The 17,899-nt window shown below is 56.1% G+C and carries 17 protein-coding genes; 3 read left to right on the top strand and 14 right to left on the bottom strand.

The genetic code is table 11. The annotated features are described in order from the left end of the window. Nucleotides 1–16: 16 nt before the first annotated feature. Genes trkH through pepQ form a run of 3 tightly spaced genes read right to left on the bottom strand, consistent with a single transcriptional unit; the run spans nt 17 to nt 3,444 of the window. On the bottom strand, nt 17–1,468 hold the full coding sequence (trkH, locus tag AC6I8A_RS01155) for a Trk system potassium transporter TrkH (protein WP_256698079.1): 1,452 nt from the start codon (nt 1,466–1,468) through the stop codon (nt 17–19). A gap of 27 nt (nt 1,469–1,495) precedes the next feature. Then, a complete protein-coding gene (locus AC6I8A_RS01150; RefSeq protein ID WP_154194511.1) occupies nt 1,496–2,113 on the bottom strand; it encodes an IMPACT family protein in 618 nt (205 codons plus the stop codon). Further along, the gene (gene pepQ, locus AC6I8A_RS01145) at nt 2,113–3,444 is read right to left on the bottom strand and encodes a Xaa-Pro dipeptidase (RefSeq protein WP_436332538.1); all 1,332 of its coding nucleotides are present in this window, start codon (nt 3,442–3,444) and stop codon (nt 2,113–2,115) included. Before pepQ ends, AC6I8A_RS01150 begins: the two co-directional genes overlap by 1 nt. Nucleotides 3,445–3,630: 186 nt before the next feature. Here pepQ and fadB point away from each other — a divergent pair, with 186 nt between their 5' ends. After that, nucleotides 3,631–5,814 (top strand): fatty acid oxidation complex subunit alpha FadB, encoded by a 2,184-nt coding sequence (gene fadB / locus AC6I8A_RS01140; RefSeq protein ID WP_256698077.1) that lies wholly within the window; start codon nt 3,631–3,633, stop codon nt 5,812–5,814. Nucleotides 5,815–5,824: 10 nt separating this feature from the next. After that, nucleotides 5,825–6,988, top strand: coding sequence for an acetyl-CoA C-acyltransferase FadA (gene fadA / locus AC6I8A_RS01135; RefSeq protein WP_256698076.1), 1,164 nt, complete (start codon nt 5,825–5,827; stop codon nt 6,986–6,988). A 55-nt stretch (nt 6,989–7,043) separates the two neighbouring features. Here the strand turns inward: fadA and fre are convergent, their stop codons facing one another. From fre to pepE, 3 genes are all read right to left on the bottom strand, one after another. Next, on the bottom strand, nt 7,044–7,745 hold the full coding sequence (fre, locus tag AC6I8A_RS01130; protein ID WP_256698075.1) for an NAD(P)H-flavin reductase: 702 nt from the start codon (nt 7,743–7,745) through the stop codon (nt 7,044–7,046). 39 nt (nt 7,746–7,784) lie between these two features. Further along, nucleotides 7,785–9,269 (bottom strand): 4-hydroxy-3-polyprenylbenzoate decarboxylase, encoded by a 1,485-nt coding sequence (ubiD, locus tag AC6I8A_RS01125; protein ID WP_265301722.1) that lies wholly within the window; start codon nt 9,267–9,269, stop codon nt 7,785–7,787. Between the two features lie 73 nt (nt 9,270–9,342). After that, on the bottom strand, nt 9,343–10,074 hold the full coding sequence (gene pepE, locus AC6I8A_RS01120; RefSeq protein WP_497817895.1) for a dipeptidase PepE: 732 nt from the start codon (nt 10,072–10,074) through the stop codon (nt 9,343–9,345). A gap of 209 nt (nt 10,075–10,283) precedes the next feature. Here pepE and rfaH point away from each other — a divergent pair, with 209 nt between their 5' ends. Then, the gene (gene rfaH / locus AC6I8A_RS01115) at nt 10,284–10,772 is read left to right on the top strand and encodes a transcription/translation regulatory transformer protein RfaH (protein WP_008105818.1); all 489 of its coding nucleotides are present in this window, start codon (nt 10,284–10,286) and stop codon (nt 10,770–10,772) included. Here the strand turns inward: rfaH and tatD are convergent. From tatD to rmuC, 8 genes are all read right to left on the bottom strand, one after another. Further along, complete coding sequence (tatD, locus tag AC6I8A_RS01110) at nt 10,769–11,551, bottom strand: 3'-5' ssDNA/RNA exonuclease TatD (protein WP_256698072.1); 783 nt, start codon at nt 11,549–11,551, stop codon at nt 10,769–10,771. The two genes, rfaH and tatD, sit on opposite strands and share 4 nt — an antisense overlap. A gap of 60 nt (nt 11,552–11,611) precedes the next feature. Continuing rightward, on the bottom strand, nt 11,612–12,370 hold the full coding sequence (gene tatC, locus AC6I8A_RS01105; protein WP_008105814.1) for a Sec-independent protein translocase subunit TatC: 759 nt from the start codon (nt 12,368–12,370) through the stop codon (nt 11,612–11,614). 2 nt (nt 12,371–12,372) lie between these two features. Then, nucleotides 12,373–12,900, bottom strand: coding sequence for a Sec-independent protein translocase protein TatB (gene tatB, locus AC6I8A_RS01100; protein ID WP_256698070.1), 528 nt, complete (start codon nt 12,898–12,900; stop codon nt 12,373–12,375). A 2-nt stretch (nt 12,901–12,902) separates the two neighbouring features. Continuing rightward, nucleotides 12,903–13,157 carry a Sec-independent protein translocase subunit TatA gene (gene tatA, locus AC6I8A_RS01095; protein WP_008105810.1) on the bottom strand — a complete coding sequence of 85 codons (255 nt, stop codon included), beginning with the start codon at nt 13,155–13,157 and terminating at the stop codon, nt 12,903–12,905. 110 nt (nt 13,158–13,267) lie between these two features. Beyond that, a complete protein-coding gene (gene ubiB, locus AC6I8A_RS01090) occupies nt 13,268–14,905 on the bottom strand; it encodes a ubiquinone biosynthesis regulatory protein kinase UbiB (protein ID WP_265301714.1) in 1,638 nt (545 codons plus the stop codon). Beyond that, entirely contained in the window at nt 14,902–15,507 is a 606-nt protein-coding gene (ubiJ, locus tag AC6I8A_RS01085) for a ubiquinone biosynthesis protein UbiJ (protein WP_497817894.1), read from the bottom strand. The genes ubiB and ubiJ overlap by 4 nt, the downstream gene beginning before the upstream one ends. Before the next feature lie 6 nt (nt 15,508–15,513). After that, complete coding sequence (gene ubiE / locus AC6I8A_RS01080; RefSeq protein ID WP_008105805.1) at nt 15,514–16,272, bottom strand: bifunctional demethylmenaquinone methyltransferase/2-methoxy-6-polyprenyl-1,4-benzoquinol methylase UbiE; 759 nt, start codon at nt 16,270–16,272, stop codon at nt 15,514–15,516. Between the two features lie 75 nt (nt 16,273–16,347). After that, nucleotides 16,348–17,859, bottom strand: coding sequence for a DNA recombination protein RmuC (gene rmuC, locus AC6I8A_RS01075; protein WP_497817893.1), 1,512 nt, complete (start codon nt 17,857–17,859; stop codon nt 16,348–16,350). Nucleotides 17,860–17,899: the final 40 nt, after the last annotated feature.

The raw sequence follows: 17,899 nt of genomic DNA, 5'->3' as shown, positions 1-17,899 counted from the left end.
ACTCAATCCTATTTTATTATTCGCGCCAGAAGGTCGGCGTGAACAGCACCAGCAGCGTGAACACTTCAAGGCGTCCAAACAGCATGGTCAAAATCAAAATCCACTTCGCGACATCATTCATTGAAGTGAAGTTGTCTGCCACGACACCCAAACCGGGCCCGAGGTTATTCAGAGTCGCGGCCACGGCAGCAAAAGCAGAGAAGTCATCCACGCCGGTGGCGATGATGGCCAGCATACTGAGCAGGAACACCAGCGCATAAGCTGAGAAGAAACCCCACACCGCTTCGAGGATACGTTCTGGCAACGCGCGGTTACCCAGTTTGATGGTGTAAACCGCATTCGGGTGCACCAAACGCTTCAGCTCACGCGAACCCTGTTTGAACAGCAGCAGAATGCGGATCACCTTCAATCCGCCGCCCGTAGAACCCGCCATGCCGCCGATAAAGGCCGAACACAGCAGCAGCACCGGTAGGAACAGCGGCCAGCGTGCAATGCTGTCGGTGGTGAAACCGGCCGTGGTCGCCATCGAAACCACCTGGAAAAACGCTTGATTCAGCGTTTGCCAGCCGCTGGCGTACACATTGTGGAACCACAGCACGATGGTACAGATCAGCACTAAGGTCAGTTGTACGCCAATAAACATGCGAAATTCGGGATCGCGCCAATACACTTTCAGGTTGCGACCGCTTAATAAAGAGAAGTGCAGACCGTAATTACAACCCGAGATCAGCAGAAATACCGCGACAATGGTATTGATGGTTGGGCTATTAAAGTAGCCGATGCTGGCATCATGGGTTGAGAACCCGCCAATCGCGATAGTCGAGAAGCTATGGCCGATAGCATCAAACATCGGCATGCCCGCCAGCCACAGCGCCACCGCGCACGCCACGGTGAGCAACACGTAGATCAGCCACAGCGTTTTCGCTGTTTCCGCAATACGCGGGCGCATCTTATTATCTTTTAGCGGCCCCGGCATTTCAGCGCGATAAAGCTGCATGCCACCCACGCCCAGAATGGGCAAAATCGCCACCGCCAGCACAATGATCCCCATGCCGCCGAGCCACTGCAGCATCTGCCGATAGAACAGAATCGCTTTCGGCAGCGTATCCAGCCCCACCAGCGTGGTGGCGCCGGTGGTAGTCAGGCCAGAGAAGGATTCAAAGAACGCATCGGTGATTGAAAGATGCGGCTGCTCGGCGAAGATAAACGGCATCGCACCGACGCTGCCCAGCACGGTCCAGAACAGCACCACGATGAGGAAGCCTTCGCGCGGCTTAAGTTCGCTTTTCTGCTTGCGGTTAGGCCACCACAGCAGCGAACCGATGACGATTGCCATCATAAAGGTCTGACTGAACGCGCGCCCGGCACCATCACGGTAAATCAAGGCGACGAGGCCCGGTAAAATCATGGTCACCGAGAACAGAATCACCAGCAGGCCCACGATGCGGGTAATGGCGCGAAAATGCATTCAGCCGTTTCCTTTAAACAGAAGCTTTTAGTTTGTCAGCGGGATGAGCGTCAGCGCGCCCCGGCTGTAATCAGAGAGGTTTTGGCGAAAGCCATCAATCTGCGCATGCGGCAACGCTAAACGCAGCGCAATACGATCCTGATAATGGCTCTCTTCTATAATGCCGTCAAAACGTTGCAGCAGGCGCTCGATGTCACTCAGTTGGGCGTACTCACATTGCAGGGTAAAAGATTCCATCGGCACTTTACGCTGACGCGCCAGTTGCTTCAGCCCTTGCTGCACACCGCCGCCATATGCTTTTACCAGTCCGCCGGTGCCCAGCATGATGCCGCCATAGTAACGCACCACCACTGCGGTGATCTCTCCGACGCCGCTGCCCATCAACTGAGCCAACATCGGTTTGCCGGCGGTGCCGGATGGTTCGCCATCATCGGAGAAACCCAACTGCTGCGAATCATCCGGCGCGCCTGCTACCCACGCCCAGCAGTGATGCCGCGCAGTGGGATGTTCCTGCTTCACCTGCTGCACAAACGCGCGCGCCGCTTCCACGCCCGCCGTGTGCGCCAGCAAGGTAATGAAGCGGCTTTTCTTGATGGTTTCCTCGCTGAGACTCACGGCCTCAGCGGGAATATCGTAAGCATCCATCAGGCAAGGTGCAGATCGCGCGTCATATTTTCAATGCGATTGGTGTGAACCACCACGTTATCCTCGATACGAATACCGCCGTACGGTTTGAGAGCATCGATTGCCGCCCAGTCAAAGTATTGATTGAACTTGCCGCCGCGTAGCTTCGCCAGCAGCGAATCGATAATATAGAAGCCTGGTTCGATAGTCAGCACCATGCCAGGTTCCAGCACGCGCGTACAACGCAGGTACGGATATTGCGACGGTGCCGCCAGATGCGTGCCGTTGTCGTCCTGCATAAAGCCAGCCACGTCGTGCACCTGCAGGCCGAGCGGATGTCCAAGGCCGTGCGGCATAAACGGACCGGTTAAATCTTCCGCCACCAGCGTCTCTTCGGTCAGGCCTTTCACCAGTTCGAACTTCAGCAGCAGACGCGCAATGCGCTGATGCATCTGCAGATGATAATCGGTATAGCGCACGCCAGCTTTCAAGGTAGCGATCAGCGCCAGCTCTTCCTTGTCCATCGCCGCAACCATTTCGGCATAGCGCGATTTGCTCTGCGCCGCATAGCTGCGCGTCAGGTCAGCGGCGTAACCGAGATACTCCGCACCGGCGTCAATCAGGAAGCTGTGGCGTTTGGCCGGCGGTTGATGATCCAGTTTGGTGTAGTGCAGTACTGCGGCATGTTCATTCAGCGCGATAATGTTGCCGTAAGGCACATCGGTGTCGCGATGGCCGGTTGCGGTCAGATAGGCGATATTGATATCGAACTCGCTCATACCCGAGAAGAACGCCTCTTTGGCCGCGCGATGACCCGCCACCGCCAGCTTCTGCGCTTCACGCATACACGCCAGTTCGTACTCAGTTTTGATACTGCGATGATAATGCAGGAAATCGATCACACCTTTCGGGTTCACCTGCTCGCTGTTAATACCGAGCTGTGAAGCACGTGATGGCACCGGACCGATATAGGCCACGTTTTCACGCTGTGCAGGCAGCAACTGCGCGATCTCATCGGCACTCTTCAGGCCAATCACGTCCACATCGTTGGTCCAGAAGCTGTTTGGCAGCGGCTCAACGTTGTGCCAGTAATCAACCGGCGAATAGAACCACAGCTTGGGTTTATTCACGCCATCAATCCATAACCAGCAGTTTGGCACCTGCGTCACCGGCACCCACGCTTTGAACTGGGGATTCACCTTAAACGGATAGTCGTGATCGTCGAGAAAAACGGTCAGCAGCTCGCCGGAATGAATCAGCATGGCATCAAGCTTAAAGCGAGCCAGCACCTGCTGCGCTCGCTGCTGCAGCGTATTGATGTGCGCGTGATACAGGGTTTTCAGTGAATCCATGGACTTGTCTCCAATGTCGCGAAAGTGGCCGCAGTGTAGCACAGCCGTGTAAGCGATGCCGTGCTGCACACGCTGTGATCGTTGTATCAAATAAGCAAACTCTCGTTTGCAAATAATTAACATCAGACTCACACTCCAACTCATCTGGTATGACCAGATCAACTTTCGCGGTTTCAGGAGACGGACATGCTCTACCAAGGCGATACCCTTTCAGTTCACTGGCTTGACGACGGCATCGCCGAGCTGGTTTTCGATGCGCCCGGTTCGGTGAACAAACTCGATACCAAAACCGTTGCCTCATTGGGCGAGGCATTAAGCGTGTTGGAACAGCAACCTGCGCTGCGCGGTCTGCTGCTCTCGTCGGCCAAACCGGCATTTATCGTCGGTGCTGACATCACAGAATTTCTGTCGCTGTTTGATGCGCCAGAAGAGAAGCTGAGTCAGTGGCTGGCGTTTGCCAACAGCATCTTCAATCGCTTAGAGGATTTGCCGGTGCCAACCGTGGCCGCCATTGATGGCTATGCGCTGGGCGGCGGCTGTGAATGCATACTGGCGACCGACTTCCGCGTTGCCACACCCACCGCACGCATCGGCCTGCCGGAAACCAAACTGGGCATCATGCCGGGCTTTGGCGGCAGCGTGCGTTTGCCGCGCCTGCTCGGTGCCGACAGCGCGATGGAAATCATCGCCGCCGGTAAAGATGTTGATGGCAACAGCGCCCTGAAACTCGGTTTGGTGGATGCGGTGGTCAGCAGCGACAAACTACGTGCCGCCGCACTCACCGTTTTGCAGGACGCCATTGTGCAAGGCAACTGGCAAGCACGTCGCGCGCCGAAGCTGGCACCGCTGAAACTCAGCCCGATTGAAGCCGCCATGAGCTTCACCATCGCCAAAAGCATGGTGCTGCAAACCGCAGGCAAACACTATCCGGCACCGATTACTGCCGTGAAAACCATTGAAGCCGCCGCCAGCCTCGGACGTGATGATGCGCTGAAGCTGGAAACCGCCGCGTTTGTGCCGCTGGCGCAGAGCGATGTGGCGCGTGCGCTGGTCGGTATCTTCCTGAACGATCAGTACGTCAAAGGCCTGGCGAAGAAGCACAGCAGCGCGGCCGGTGCGCCGCAGCAAGCTGCAGTGTTGGGCGCAGGGATTATGGGCGGCGGCATTGCTTATCAATCGGCATGGAAAGGCGTGCCGGTGATGATGAAAGATATCAATCCGCAGGCGTTAACGCTGGGTATGACCGAAGCCAGCAAGCTGCTGAACAAACAGCTGGAGCGCGGCAAAATTGACGGCGCCAAACTGGCCAGCGTACTTACCACCATTCAGCCGACGCTGGATTACGCCGGATTCGAACGCACCGACGTAGTGGTGGAAGCGGTAGTGGAAAATCCGCAGATCAAAGCCAAAGTGCTGGCAGAAACCGAACAGCATCTGCGTGAGGACGCCATTCTCGCCTCCAACACTTCAACCATTCCGATTAGCCAACTGGCGCAAGCCTTAAAACGTCCGGAAAACTTCTGCGGCATGCACTTCTTCAATCCGGTGCCGCGTATGCCGCTGGTCGAAGTGATTCGCGGTGAGAAAACTTCAGAAGCGACTCTCAGCAAAGTGGTGGCCTGGGCGAGCAAAATGGGCAAGACGCCGATTGTGGTGAATGACTGTCCCGGCTTCTTTGTGAATCGCGTGCTGTTCCCCTACTTCGCCGCTTTCAGCCTGCTGCTGCGCGACGGCGCGGATTTCCGTCAGGTCGATAACGTAATGGAAAAACAGTTCGGCTGGCCGATGGGCCCAGCGTGGCTGCTGGATGTGGTCGGCATTGATACCGCGCACCACGCTCAGCAAGTGATGGCGCAAGGCTTCCCGTCTCGCATGCAGAAAGATTATCGCGACGCGATCGACGTGCTGTTCGAAGCCAAACGTTACGGCCAGAAAAACGGTCAGGGCTTTTACCGCTGGGAGCTGGATAAAAAAGGCAAGGCGCAGAAGAAGGCCGATGCGGCTGTCGATGCATTGCTGGAACCGATTTGCCAGCCGACGCGCGTGTTCAGCGATGACGAGATCGCCAACCGCATGATGCTGCCGATGCTCAACGAAGTGGTGCGCTGCCTCGAAGAGAAGATCATCGCTTCACCGGCCGAAGCCGATATGGCGCTGGTGTACGGTTTAGGCTTCCCGCCGTTCCGTGGCGGCGCGTTCCGCTACATGGATACGCTGGGCAACAGCAACGTGGTCGATCAGGCCAAACGTTATACCGCGCTCGGCCCGCTTTACGCGCTGCCGGAGCTGCTGTTGCAAAAAGCCCATCAGCACCAGAGCTGGTATCCCGCGGTGCAACCGATTGACGAAGCGGCGCTGCAAAGTGCCTGAGGTAATGAAAATGGAAAAAGTAGTCATTGTTGATGCGGTCCGCACGCCGATGGGACGCTCCAAAGGCGGTGCGTTTCGCCAGGTGCGCGCAGAAGATCTCTCGGCGCATTTGATGCGCGAGCTGCTGAGCCGCAATCCGGCGGTCGATCCCGCCACGCTGGACGACATTATCTGGGGCTGCGTGCAGCAGACGCTGGAGCAAGGCTTCAACATTGCACGTAACGCCGCGCTGCTGGCCGAGATCCCGCATCGCGTGCCTGCCAGCACTGTCAACCGCCTGTGCGGTTCGTCGATGCAGGCGCTGCACGACGCGGCGCGCGCCATTATGGTTGGCGATGCACACAGCTGCCTGATTGGCGGCGTCGAACATATGGGCCACGTGCCAATGAGCCACGGTGTGGATTTCCATCCGGGCCTGGGTCGCACGGTGGCGAAAGCGGCAGGCATGATGGGGTTAACCGCCGAGATGCTGGCGCGCATGCATCACATCACGCGTGAGCAGCAGGATGCTTTCGCATTGCGTTCACACCAGCGCGCCTGGGCGGCAACCCAGCGCGGCGACTTCAAGCGTGAGATTGTGGCGACCTACGGCCACGACGCCAACGGCGTGTTGAAACGTTTCGAGAGCGACGAAGTGATTCGTGAAGAGACCAGCCTCGAAGGATTGGCTGCGCTGCGCCCGGCGTTCGATCCAGTCAACGGCACCGTGACCGCAGGCAGCTCCTCCGCGCTCTCCGACGGCGCAGCGGCAATGTTGATCATGAGCGAAAGCCGCGCACGCGAACTCGGTCTGACGCCGCGCGCGCGTATTCGCAGCATGGCGGTGGTCGGCTGCGATCCGTCGATTATGGGTTACGGTCCGGTTCCCGCCAGCAAGCTGGCGCTCAAGCGTGCCGGATTGAGCGTGCAGGATATCGACCTGTTCGAGTTCAACGAGGCTTTTGCTGCACAGGCGCTGCCGTGCATCAAGGATATGGGCTTGCTGGAACAGCTGGATGAGAAAGTGAATTTGAATGGCGGCGCGATTGCGCTCGGTCATCCGCTGGGATGTTCCGGCGCGCGTATCAGTACCACGCTGCTGAATCTGATGGAGCGTCGCGATGCGCAATTTGGTCTGGCGACCATGTGCATTGGCTTAGGCCAGGGCATCGCCACAGTGTTCGAACGGGTTTAATACGTTAATGTTGCACGTGTTCCCGCCCTTTCGGGCGGGTTTTTTATGGCGGCCATCAGATAAACGCAAACGCATCGCCGAACATCTGCGCTTCCAGCGCGCCGCGCTCAGCACAGAAACGCTCACGCGCGATCTTCGCCATCTCAAAACGACCGGCAATATAGATATCGTGCTCGCTGAGCGATGCGAAATCCTGCATCACCGCCGTCAGCACCGTGCCGCTGCGCCCGGTCCAGTCATCTGCCGGTTGTTCCACTACCGGGATCACTTTCAGGTTCGGATGCTTCACCGCCAGCGCATTCAGCTCATCCAGATCGTACAGATGCATCAGCTCACGGCCGCCCCAGTAAATCGCAATCTCGCGATCGGGTTTCTGTGCCAGCGCGGTCAGCAGAATAGAGCGCGCATAGGAGAAGCCGGTGCCGCCCGCAATCAGAATGATCGGACGATCGCTATCTTCACGCAGCCAGGCATCGCCGTGCGGCATATCGACGGTTATCTGGCGATCGTTCTTGATGCGGTCCATCACCGCCATCGCGTAGAGATTGAGATCCGATGCGCCGATGTGCAGCTCAATGATGTCCTTTTCCATTGGCGTAGAAGCCAGGGAAAACGGGCGCTTATCGCGCTCATCCATCACCACCATCAAATACTGTCCTGCGCGGAAGTTAAAATCCGCCGCCGGAATTAAACGAACGCGGTAAACCGTGTCCGTAATCGCTTCAACCGAAGTCACTTTGCAGCTTAACGTTGTCATGCGTTCCCTTTTTCTTCGGATCTAATTGGTCTGCCGCCGTTAGCGCTGCGGCGGCTCGGCAAAGATAGCTAACTCATCCCAAATGGCGTCAATGCGCGCGGTCACCGCCGGATCTTTCACAATCGGCGTGCCCCACTCGCGCGTGGTTTCGCCCGGCCACTTATTGGTCGCATCCATTCCCATCTTCGAGCCTAAGCCGGAAACTGGCGAGGCGAAGTCGAGATAATCGATCGGCGTGTTCTCAACCAGCACGGTATCACGCGCCGGATCCATACGCGTGGTAATCGCCCAAATCACATCATTCCAGTCGCGCGCGTTGACGTCGTCATCACACACAATCACGAACTTGGTATACATGAACTGACGCAGGAACGACCACACGCCGAACATCACACGCTTGGCGTGACCCGCGTACTGTTTCTTGATCGTCACGACCGCGAGGCGATAAGAACAGCCTTCCGGCGGCAGATAGAAATCTACAATCTCCGGAAACTGCTTAATCAGAATCGGCACCAGCACTTCATTGAGCGCCACGCCCAGCACCGCCGGTTCATCCGGTGGACGTCCGGTGTAGGTTGAATGATAAATCGGGTTGCGACGTTGCGTTACGTGCGTCACGGTAAACACCGGGAAGCTGTCTACTTCATTGTAGTAGCCTGTGTGGTCGCCGTACGGACCTTCCGGCGCGACATCGCCCGGCTCGATATAACCTTCCAGCACGATTTCCGCGCTGGCCGGCACTTCGAGTTCGTTCGAAATACACTTCACCACTTCGGTTTTGTTACCGCGCAGTAAACCGGCAAAGGCATATTCGGACAAGGTATCTGGCACCGGCGTCACCGCGCCGAGAATGGTAGCTGGATCGGCGCCCAACGCCACCGACACCGGGAAACGTTCGCCCGGATGTGCTTTACACCACTCCTGGAAATCCAGCGCGCCGCCGCGATGCGACAGCCAGCGCATAATCACGCGGTTCTTGCCGATCACCTGCTGGCGATAGATACCCAGATTTTGTCGCTCTTTATGCGGGCCGCGCGTGACGGTTAATCCCCACGTAATCAGCGGCGCAGCATCGCCCGGCCAGCATTTCATCACCGGAATGCGCGACAGATCGACTTCATCGCCGCTGAAAATCTCTTCCTGGCACGGCGCATTGCGCAGGCGCTTAGTCGGCATGTTCAGCACTTGCTTGAATTGCGGCATCTTATCGAACAGATCGCGGAAGCCTTTTGGCGGTTCCGGCTCTTTCAGGAACGCCAGCAGCTTGCCGACTTCACGCAGCGCACTGACCTCTTCCTGGCCCATGCCCATCGCCACGCGCTTTGGTGTGCCAAACAGATTACACAGCACCGGCATGTCGTAGCCTTTCGGGTTTTCGAACAGCAGCGCCGGGCCGCCGGCGCGCAGCGTACGATCGGCAATTTCAGTCATCTCTAACTCAGGATCGATCTCCTGAGTGATGCGCTTTAACTCGCCACGCTGTTCCAGCAATGCGAGGAAGTCTCGTAAATCCTGATATTTCATGCGGCTTTAGCTTTCCGGCCAGAGTGAAGCGCCATTATAGGGGCGTTTCACGCTGACATGTTGAGGTTTTGCGTCAGGCAGGCTGACAGGAAAACGGCACCAGCGACTGAATCGCCAATACATCGTGATACGCAGCAATCGGCTCGCCGTGGCGGAACACTTTGAAGTCTTCGCCGCGAGCGCTGTAGTAACGCAGGCGATTCTCGCTCACGTGCAGGAAGCTGGCTTCGCGCAGCGCAATCACCGATTCATGCGGATTAACGGCACAGAACTCGGCCAGACGTTCGTCACGCGTTTCGCCCATGTGGCCGCTGACGTGCGCATCAAGGTAATGCGGATTGATCTGCACCGGGAACAGCCCAAGCGCGGGCAACACTACGCTGCTGCGCACCGGCATGTCATTGGTGGTGCGAATGGAAGGCGTTGCCACATTGCAACCGGCGCTCCAGCCAACGTACGGCACACCACGCTCTCGCACCGCGCGTTGGATGGCGACGATCAAGCCGTGCTCATGCAGCATTTGGTTGAGGAACCAGGTATTTCCGCCGCTCACCAGAATCAGCTCAGCGTGTTCAATCGCCGCAACGGGCGAGGCAAACTCGTGCGCGGTGCGCACCTCAATGCCTAACGACGCAGATAAATCCTGCGCGCGCTGCGCATGATCGCCACGAATAATCGCGTACGGCACCAGCACCGCCGAGGTGATACCGCGCTGGGCGATCATCGCGTGCAGCTGCGGGTGGGCGTAACCTAACAGCGGCGCATCGTCAGCCACTTTGCCGTTACTTAACAGGAACAGTTCCATCAGCCACTCCTTTTCAATCGAAAGATGGGGATGGAGTCTGATACAGATGGTCGTCAGCCGTCAATTTTCTTACAAGAAAGCGTAAATAAGCCGCATCAATCGGATAAATCGTAGTGAAATTGTTTTCAGCACCCGGTTTCCACCCGCCGATGCGCTATAACTCTGACAACTGATTTGATATTCTTAGCGTCCATTATTTGGGAGCGATTATGGAATCCTGGTACTTACTCTATTGCAAACGTGGACAACTGTTGCGCGCGAAAGAGCATCTTGAGCGGCAAGAGGTGAATTGCCTCAGCCCAATGATCGCTCTGGAGAAGATTGTGCGCGGTAAACGCACCACCGTGAGTGAGCCGCTGTTCCCTAACTATCTGTTTATCGAGTTCGATCCCGAAGCGATTCACACCACCACCATCAGCAGCACGCGCGGCGTCAGCCACTTCGTGCGCTTTGGCACCATGCCGGCCACCGTATCGCACGATGTGATCGAAGCGCTGCAAACTGATGCACCGCAGATCGTATTGGATCCGGAAACCCCGCAGAGCGGTGATGAAGTGATCATCACCGATGGCACTTTCGAAGGGCTGCGCGCCATTTTTGCCGAGCCGGATGGTGAAACGCGCTCCGTTCTGCTGCTCAACATGCTGAACAAACAGGTGATGCGCAGCGTGGATAACAAGCAGTTCCGCAAACTCTAAGCGAGTTTGAACAGCTGACGCGCGTTGAGATTTACCTGCGCGCCTAGCGCTTCTGCTTCTTCGCCACGCCAGTTCGCCACCTGCTGCACAATATGCGGCAGGAAGCACGGCTCATTGCGGCGTGAAGTGGGACGTGGATGCATATCGCGCGGCAGTAAATACGGTGCGTCGGTTTCCAGTAACAGGCGCTCAGCCGGAATCAGCGGCAGCAATTCACGCAGTTCCATACCGCGACGCTCATCGCACACCCAGCCGGTAATGCCCACCGACAATCCCAGCGCCAGACACGCTTGCAGTTCATCACGCGTACCGGTAAAGCAGTGAACGACAGCGCCTACCAATTTGGGCAGCCATGGCTCAAGCACCGCGACAAAACGATCGTGCGCCTCTCGGCAATGCAGAAACACCGGCAATTGCAGCTCAGCGGCCAACGCCAGCTGCGCATCGAAAGCGTATTCCTGCTGATCGTGGGCCGAGAGATTGCGATTGAAATCCAGGCCACATTCGCCAATTGCGACCACCTGCTCGCTTTCCGCCAGGCGACGTAAGGTATTCGCGGTTTCCGCCGACCATTCACTGGCATGGTGAGGATGGACGCCAGCGGTTGACCAGCAATATCCTGCATGTTGCGTAGCCAGTTGGCGCGCTTGCTGGCTCTCTAATGCATTGGTGCCGGTAATTAACAGGCCGGTGACGCCTGCTTCGCGCGCACGTTTTACCACCTGATCGCGATCTTTTGCGAATTGCGTGCTGGTCAGGTTTACACCGATATCAAACATGTTTTCTCCCCAATAAAAAACCGCCCAACGGGGCGGTTTAGATGCATCTTACCGAAGACATCAGGATTCGGTGTTGTGTTCCTCATCCGAAGACTGACGTCCTTTACCCACATAGTAGCGGGAGAAGAATACGCCGACTTCAAACAGGCAGTACATCGGAATAGCGAGCAAAGTTTGCGAGAAAACATCCGGCGGTGTGAGCAACATCCCAACCACGAACGCGCCAACCAACATATAAGGACGTTTCTTCTTCAAATCTTCGGGTGACGTAATGCCGGTCCAGCACAGCAGCACAATCGCAATCGGCACCTCAAACGCCACGCCAAACGCCATGAAAATCGTCATGACGAAGTCGAGGTAGTTGGTGATATCCGTTGCGATGGTCACACCTTGCGGCGCGGTTTTGGCGAAAAAGCCAAACGCCAGCGGGAACACGATGAAATAGGCAAACGCCACGCCGACGTAAAACAGCAGCGTACTGGAGAACAGCAACGGCATCACCAGTTTGCGCTCGTGGCGATACAGCGCAGGCGCCACAAACGCCCACACCTGATACAAAATCACCGGCACGGCCAGAAACACCGAAACAATAATGGTGAGTTTGATCGGCGTGAAGAACGGCGATGCCACGTCGGTGGCGATCATGCTCGCACCGGCTGGCATCTGGCTAATCAGCGGTGCCGCGACCAGATGGTAGATATCATTCGCGAAATAGACCAGACACAAAAAGATGACTAAAACAGCGATGATGCAATTCAACAAACGCTTGCGCAGCTCAATCAAATGGCTAATGAGCGGTTGGGTATCTTCAACGGCCATGTTTATCGTTCATCTTTTACGAGAGAAATCTTCGCGGTGCTTTCAGGAGCACTGGCGACGGGATGGGTTTCTGCTTCTGAAGCGATGTTGTCTGGCTGCGGAGCCTGTGCGGGTGCACTGGTTTGATGTTCCGCTGAGGCAGGCGTGACCGCAGGTGAAGTGCCGGGCTGCGCTGCTGCTGGCTGAGTCTGATGAATGGTGTTGGCTTCATCTTCCTCTTTTTCGACATCGATACTCTGCTGCACCGAACGCTTCATCGAGTCGGCGGTTTTACGCAGTTCTTCCATCGACTCTTTCAGCTCAGGTGATAGCGTGCCACGGCCCGCTTCTTCCACCTTTTTCAGGCTGTCCTGCAATTCCTGCAGTTTCAGCTCTTGCGCCAGTTCGTTTTGTACATTCGCGGCCAGCGAGCGAATGGCTCTGATCCAGCCGACGACGGTTTTCACCGCAACCGGTAATCGTTGCGGGCCAAGCACAATCAGCCCGATCACGAACACCAATACCAGTTCACTAAAACCAATGTCGAACACAGTTATACCTGCTTGTCGTTCCGGGCGTCGTCTTTAGTCGCCGTGGTTTGCTGTTTGTCTGCCAGAGTTTTGGCGTTGAAGTCAGCGTCCTGCTCTTTCGGTTGATCCTTTTTATCGTCTTCATCGCCCATGGCTTTTTTGAAGCCGCGAATGGAAGATCCTAAATCCGAACCCAGGTTGCGAAGCTTGTTGGTACCGAACAGAAGAACAACAATGACGGCAATGATTAACAATTGCCAAATACTGATACCGCCCATGAGATATGCCTCTAATATTCTGTGAAAAACTGTTGACTGTAACGCACAGAAAGCCCGTATGATTTCGGGCTTTAGCTTGCGACATTACGCGATTTGTACCAGGCAGACAATCAGTTTGTCTTGCGCCAGCCAATAAGCCAGGTGACGATGCCAGTGGCCATTAATAGCGCCGGGAAGAAATCCCAATCCGGTCGACTTAACAGCACGGCGGTGCCACTTAATAACAGTGTAGCGCCTACACCAAACAGATAGCGCGCCTGATGATTGCGTGTTCGCTGTACGTTTAAATCGGTGACGAGTTTATCGACACTGTGCTTCAATAATTTGTGCTGGCGCATGCTGTCGTAAAATAGCTCCGGCAACTCCGGCAGTTTTTCCGCCCAGTACGGTGCTTTCTCTTTCACCGCCCGCATAATCGCCGGGATACCAATCTGATCTTTGATCCAATCTTCGAGGAACGGCTTGGCGGTTTTCCACAGGTCGAGCTGCGGATAGAGTTGGCGACCAATCCCTTCAATATACAGCAGCGTCTTCTGCAGCAGCACCAATTGCGGCTGCACCTCCATATTGAAGCGACGCGCGGTGTTGAACAGGTTCAGCAGCACGTGACCAAACGAAATTTCAGCCAGCGGCTTTTCGAAAATCGGCTCACACACGGTGCGAATGGCAAACTCAAAGTCTTCAACGTTGGTATCGGGCGGCACCCAGCCAGAATCCACATGCAGCTCGGCCACTTTGCGGTAATCGCGGTTGAAGAAGGCGATGAAGTTCTCGGCCAGATAGCGCTTATCTTCTTTATTCAGCGAACCGACGATACCGCAGTCGATGCCGATGTATTGCGGATCTTCCGGGTGATCGTAGCTGACGAAGATATTGCCGGGATGCATATCGGCATGGAAGAAGCTGTCGCGGAATACCTGGGTGAAGAACACTTGCACACCGCGCTCGGCCAGCAGTTTCATATTGACGCCATGCTGCTCCAGCGTGGCGATATCCGAGATCGGAATGCCGTAAATGCGCTCCATCACCATCATCGACTCGCTGCAATAATCCGAGAACACTTCCGGCACATACAGCATGCGGCTCTGGTCAAAGTTACGACGCAGCTGGATGGCGTTCGCCGCTTCACGCAGCAGATTCAGCTCATCGATTAAGGTCTTTTCGTAATCACGCACCACTTCCACCGGACGCAGACGACGTCCATCCGGCAGCAAACGCGGCACCCAACGCGCCAGACGGTAAATCAGTCGCATATCGGCTCTGATCACCGGCAGGATGTCGGGACGAATCACTTTGATCACTACCGCGCGGCCATTGGATTTCAGCGTGGCGGTATGCACCTGCGCGATAGACGCCGACGCCAACGGTTTGATATCGAAGTCTTCAAACCAGGTTTCCACCGGGCCGCCAATCGACTTTTCAATCTGTTCTTTGGCTTTCACGCCATCAAATGGCGCAACGCGGTCCTGCAGCACCGCCAGTTCATCGGCAATCGCGGGTGGGAACAAATCGCGACGCGTAGAGAGCATTTGACCGAATTTGATCCATACCGGACCCAACTGCTCCATCGCTAAACGGATGCGCACGCCGGCGGAAGCGTCTTTATGTTGGTTAGGGATCCAGAAAATACAGCGCCGCCACAAGCGTAAAAGCAGTGTGAAGCGCATGCGGGGAATCAGTTCATCAAGGCCGTAAGTCAGAAAGATCTTGATGATGAAGTATAAGCGCCGAATTTCTCCCAACGTCATTTCGCCTCCAGCTGTGCTAAACGCGTTTCAAACGCATTGAGCGAACGTTCCATCGCTTCCACTTCCTCGCAAAACCATGCCAGCTCCAGTGCGCCCGGCGCGACACGCCACTCTTCCGTCAGCACCTGGCCAAGATAATCCTGGCGGCGGGTAAACTGCTGCTGCACGAATTTCAGCGCCTGCTGCGCGGCCTGACTTACACCTTGCGCGGCGATATCGCCCATCCACGGCGCGAGGTATTCCGCCGGATCCAGCTCGGCAAGATCCATCAGCGCGGAGAATTGCTGTACCACCTGCAAATCGCCGTCCACCTCCAGTTCACCGCTACGAATCAAGCTGGTGAGCTGCTGGCGATCGCGCAGTTTCGGCAAGGTACTGACACGCAAACTCACCGTGCAGTCGCTGTTGTCCTGCCAATCACTCAGCACATCGAGTTGCGATTCGCTAAACACCAGTACCAAAGGAAAATCGAGCTCTTGCAGACGCAGCATCAATACTTTGCCCGCCAGACGCTGGCGTGCGGCTTTCAGGCTGCGATCGCGATAGAGAGCACGGTTCAGGGCGGTCTCAAGACCGCCGGTGATGAGAGGAGTTAAAGTCATGATGGATTAGAATTTAAATCCGCGATGCAGCGCGACGATACCGCCCGTCATGTTGAAGTAGGTGGTATTTTCAAAGCCCGCGTCGTTCATCATCGCTTTCAGGGTTTCCTGATCGGGATGCATACGAATCGACTCCGCCAGATAGCGATAGCTTTCAGCGTCTTGCGCCACTAGCTGGCCAATACGCGGCAGTATGTGGAATGAATAGGTATCATAAGCTTTGCTGAGCGGCTCCAGCAGCGGCTTCGAAAACTCCAGCACCAGCAGACGTCCACCCGGTTTCAGCACGCGGAACATCGACGCCAGCGCTTTCTCTTTTTCGGTCACGTTACGCAAGCCGAAGGAGATGGTGATGCAATCGAAATAGTTATCCGGGAATGGCAGCGCTTCGGCGTTGGCCTGCACATAGCTAACGTTGCCCGATACGCCGAGATTACGCAGCTTTTCGCGGCCCATTTTCAGCATCGAGCTGTTGATGTCTGCCAGCACAACCTGGCCGGTCTCGCCCACCAGACGTGAGAATTTTGCCGTTAGATCGCCGGTACCACCCGCCAGATCCAACACGCGTTGACCACGGCGCACGCCGCTGCTGTCAATGGTAAAACGCTTCCAGACACGATGGATGCCAAACGACATCAAATCGTTCATCAGGTCATATTTTGCCGCAACGGAGTGAAACACGTCCGCGACTTTATCGGCCTTTTCGCTTTTCGCGACGGTCTGGAAGCCAAAATGGGTAGTTTCCTGCTGTGATTCATCTGCCATCGGTTTTACCTGTTCCACAAACAATTCTTGCCGAAGTGTATCAGAGTCGCGCTACACGAGCACGCGACCACCGTGCTATTCGTTGATGCGGCGCAGCGAGTCTGTTGTTGGTTCTGCAACGTTTTCATCCTCGGTGCGATCGTCTGCCCAATCTTCATCCGCCTCTTCCGGCTGCGCTTGTTCAACCAGTTGCGGATTAATTGGACGTTTGATCTCCACGCCAAGCGAACGGAAAGCTTCACTTTGCGCGATCAGGTTGCCGCGCCCTTCAGACAGCTTTTTCATCGCCTGATGATAGCTTTGCTGCGCTTTGTCGAGATTGTGGCCGATGCCGCTCATGTCATCGACAAACAGCCGCATTTTGTCGTACAGCCGCGTGGCCCGGTCGGCGATGCGCTGTGCGTTGCGGCTTTGATGCTCATAACGCCAGAGATTGTTGATAGTACGCAGCGCCACCAGCAATGTGGTGGGACTGACCAGCATGATGTTCTGCTGTAACGCTTCGCTGATCAGCTCGGGCTGACGATCGATCGCCAACAGAAACGCCGGTTCCACCGGGATAAACATCAACACATAATCCAGAGAGCGTAAACCGGGCAATTGTTGGTAATCTTTACGGCTCAGCAGGCGAATGTGTCCGCGCATGGCGCTAACGTGCTCCTGAATCGCCTGCTCACGCGTGGCTTCATCGTCGGCGTTGAAGTAGCGCTCGTAGGCAACCAGCGTCATTTTAGCGTCAATCACCACATCTTTGCCCTGCGGCAAACGCACGATCACATCCGGTTGCATCCTGCCCTGCTGTTCCAGCTGCACGCTGACCTGCGTTTGGTATTCATAGCCTTCACGCAAGCCAGAGGCTTCCAGCACGCGGGCCAACACCACTTCGCCCCAATTGCCCTGAATTTTGTTGTCGCCTTTCAGCGCTTTAGTAAGATTGACCGCTTCCTGCGCCATCTGCGCGTTGAGTTGCTGCAACTGGCGAATTTCGTGGGTCAGCGTGTGACGCTCACGCGCTTCCACGCCAAAGCTATCAGTCACTTGACGACGGAAACCGTCCAGCTGTTCACGCAGTGGGCCAATCAGGCTATTCAGACTTTGACGGTTCTGTTCATCGACGCGCCGTCCGCTGTTTTCAAAGATGCGGTTGGCGAGATTTTCAAACTGCGCGCTAAGGCGCTGTTCGCTGTTGGTCAGCAGGCGCTGTTTCTCTTCTGCACCGTAGCGTGTCTCTTCAAGACGAATGGTCACTTCACGCAGTTCGGCTTCCTGCGCGCTGTTCACTTCCAGCTGATTGCGCAGCTCACGACTGAGCTGTTCACTTTCGCCGCGCCAGTAATCAAGCTGTTGCAAACGTTCCTGCGCACCGCTGAGCGCGCCGTGTAGCTGGCGCATCTCCTGTTCGCGTTGCTGGATTTGCTGCTGTAACTGTTCGAGCTGCAGCTGTTGACGCTGCTGCGCCTCTTCCAGCAGGCGTCGCTCGGTAGTGAAGCTGGCGTACTGATGGCCGGCGCGCAGTTGAGCAATGATCCAGCCAATGCCCAAACCGGCCAGCGCCAGCGCGCCGCTAATGATAAGTTGCTGATCCATAATCCCCCCGCGGATCGTCTCGCTGAGGGAAAAGGTAGAG

Source organism: Pantoea sp. X-Soil-ISGK-275, from assembly GCF_059730795.1.
This window is presented reverse-complemented; position numbering and strand designations above follow the sequence as displayed.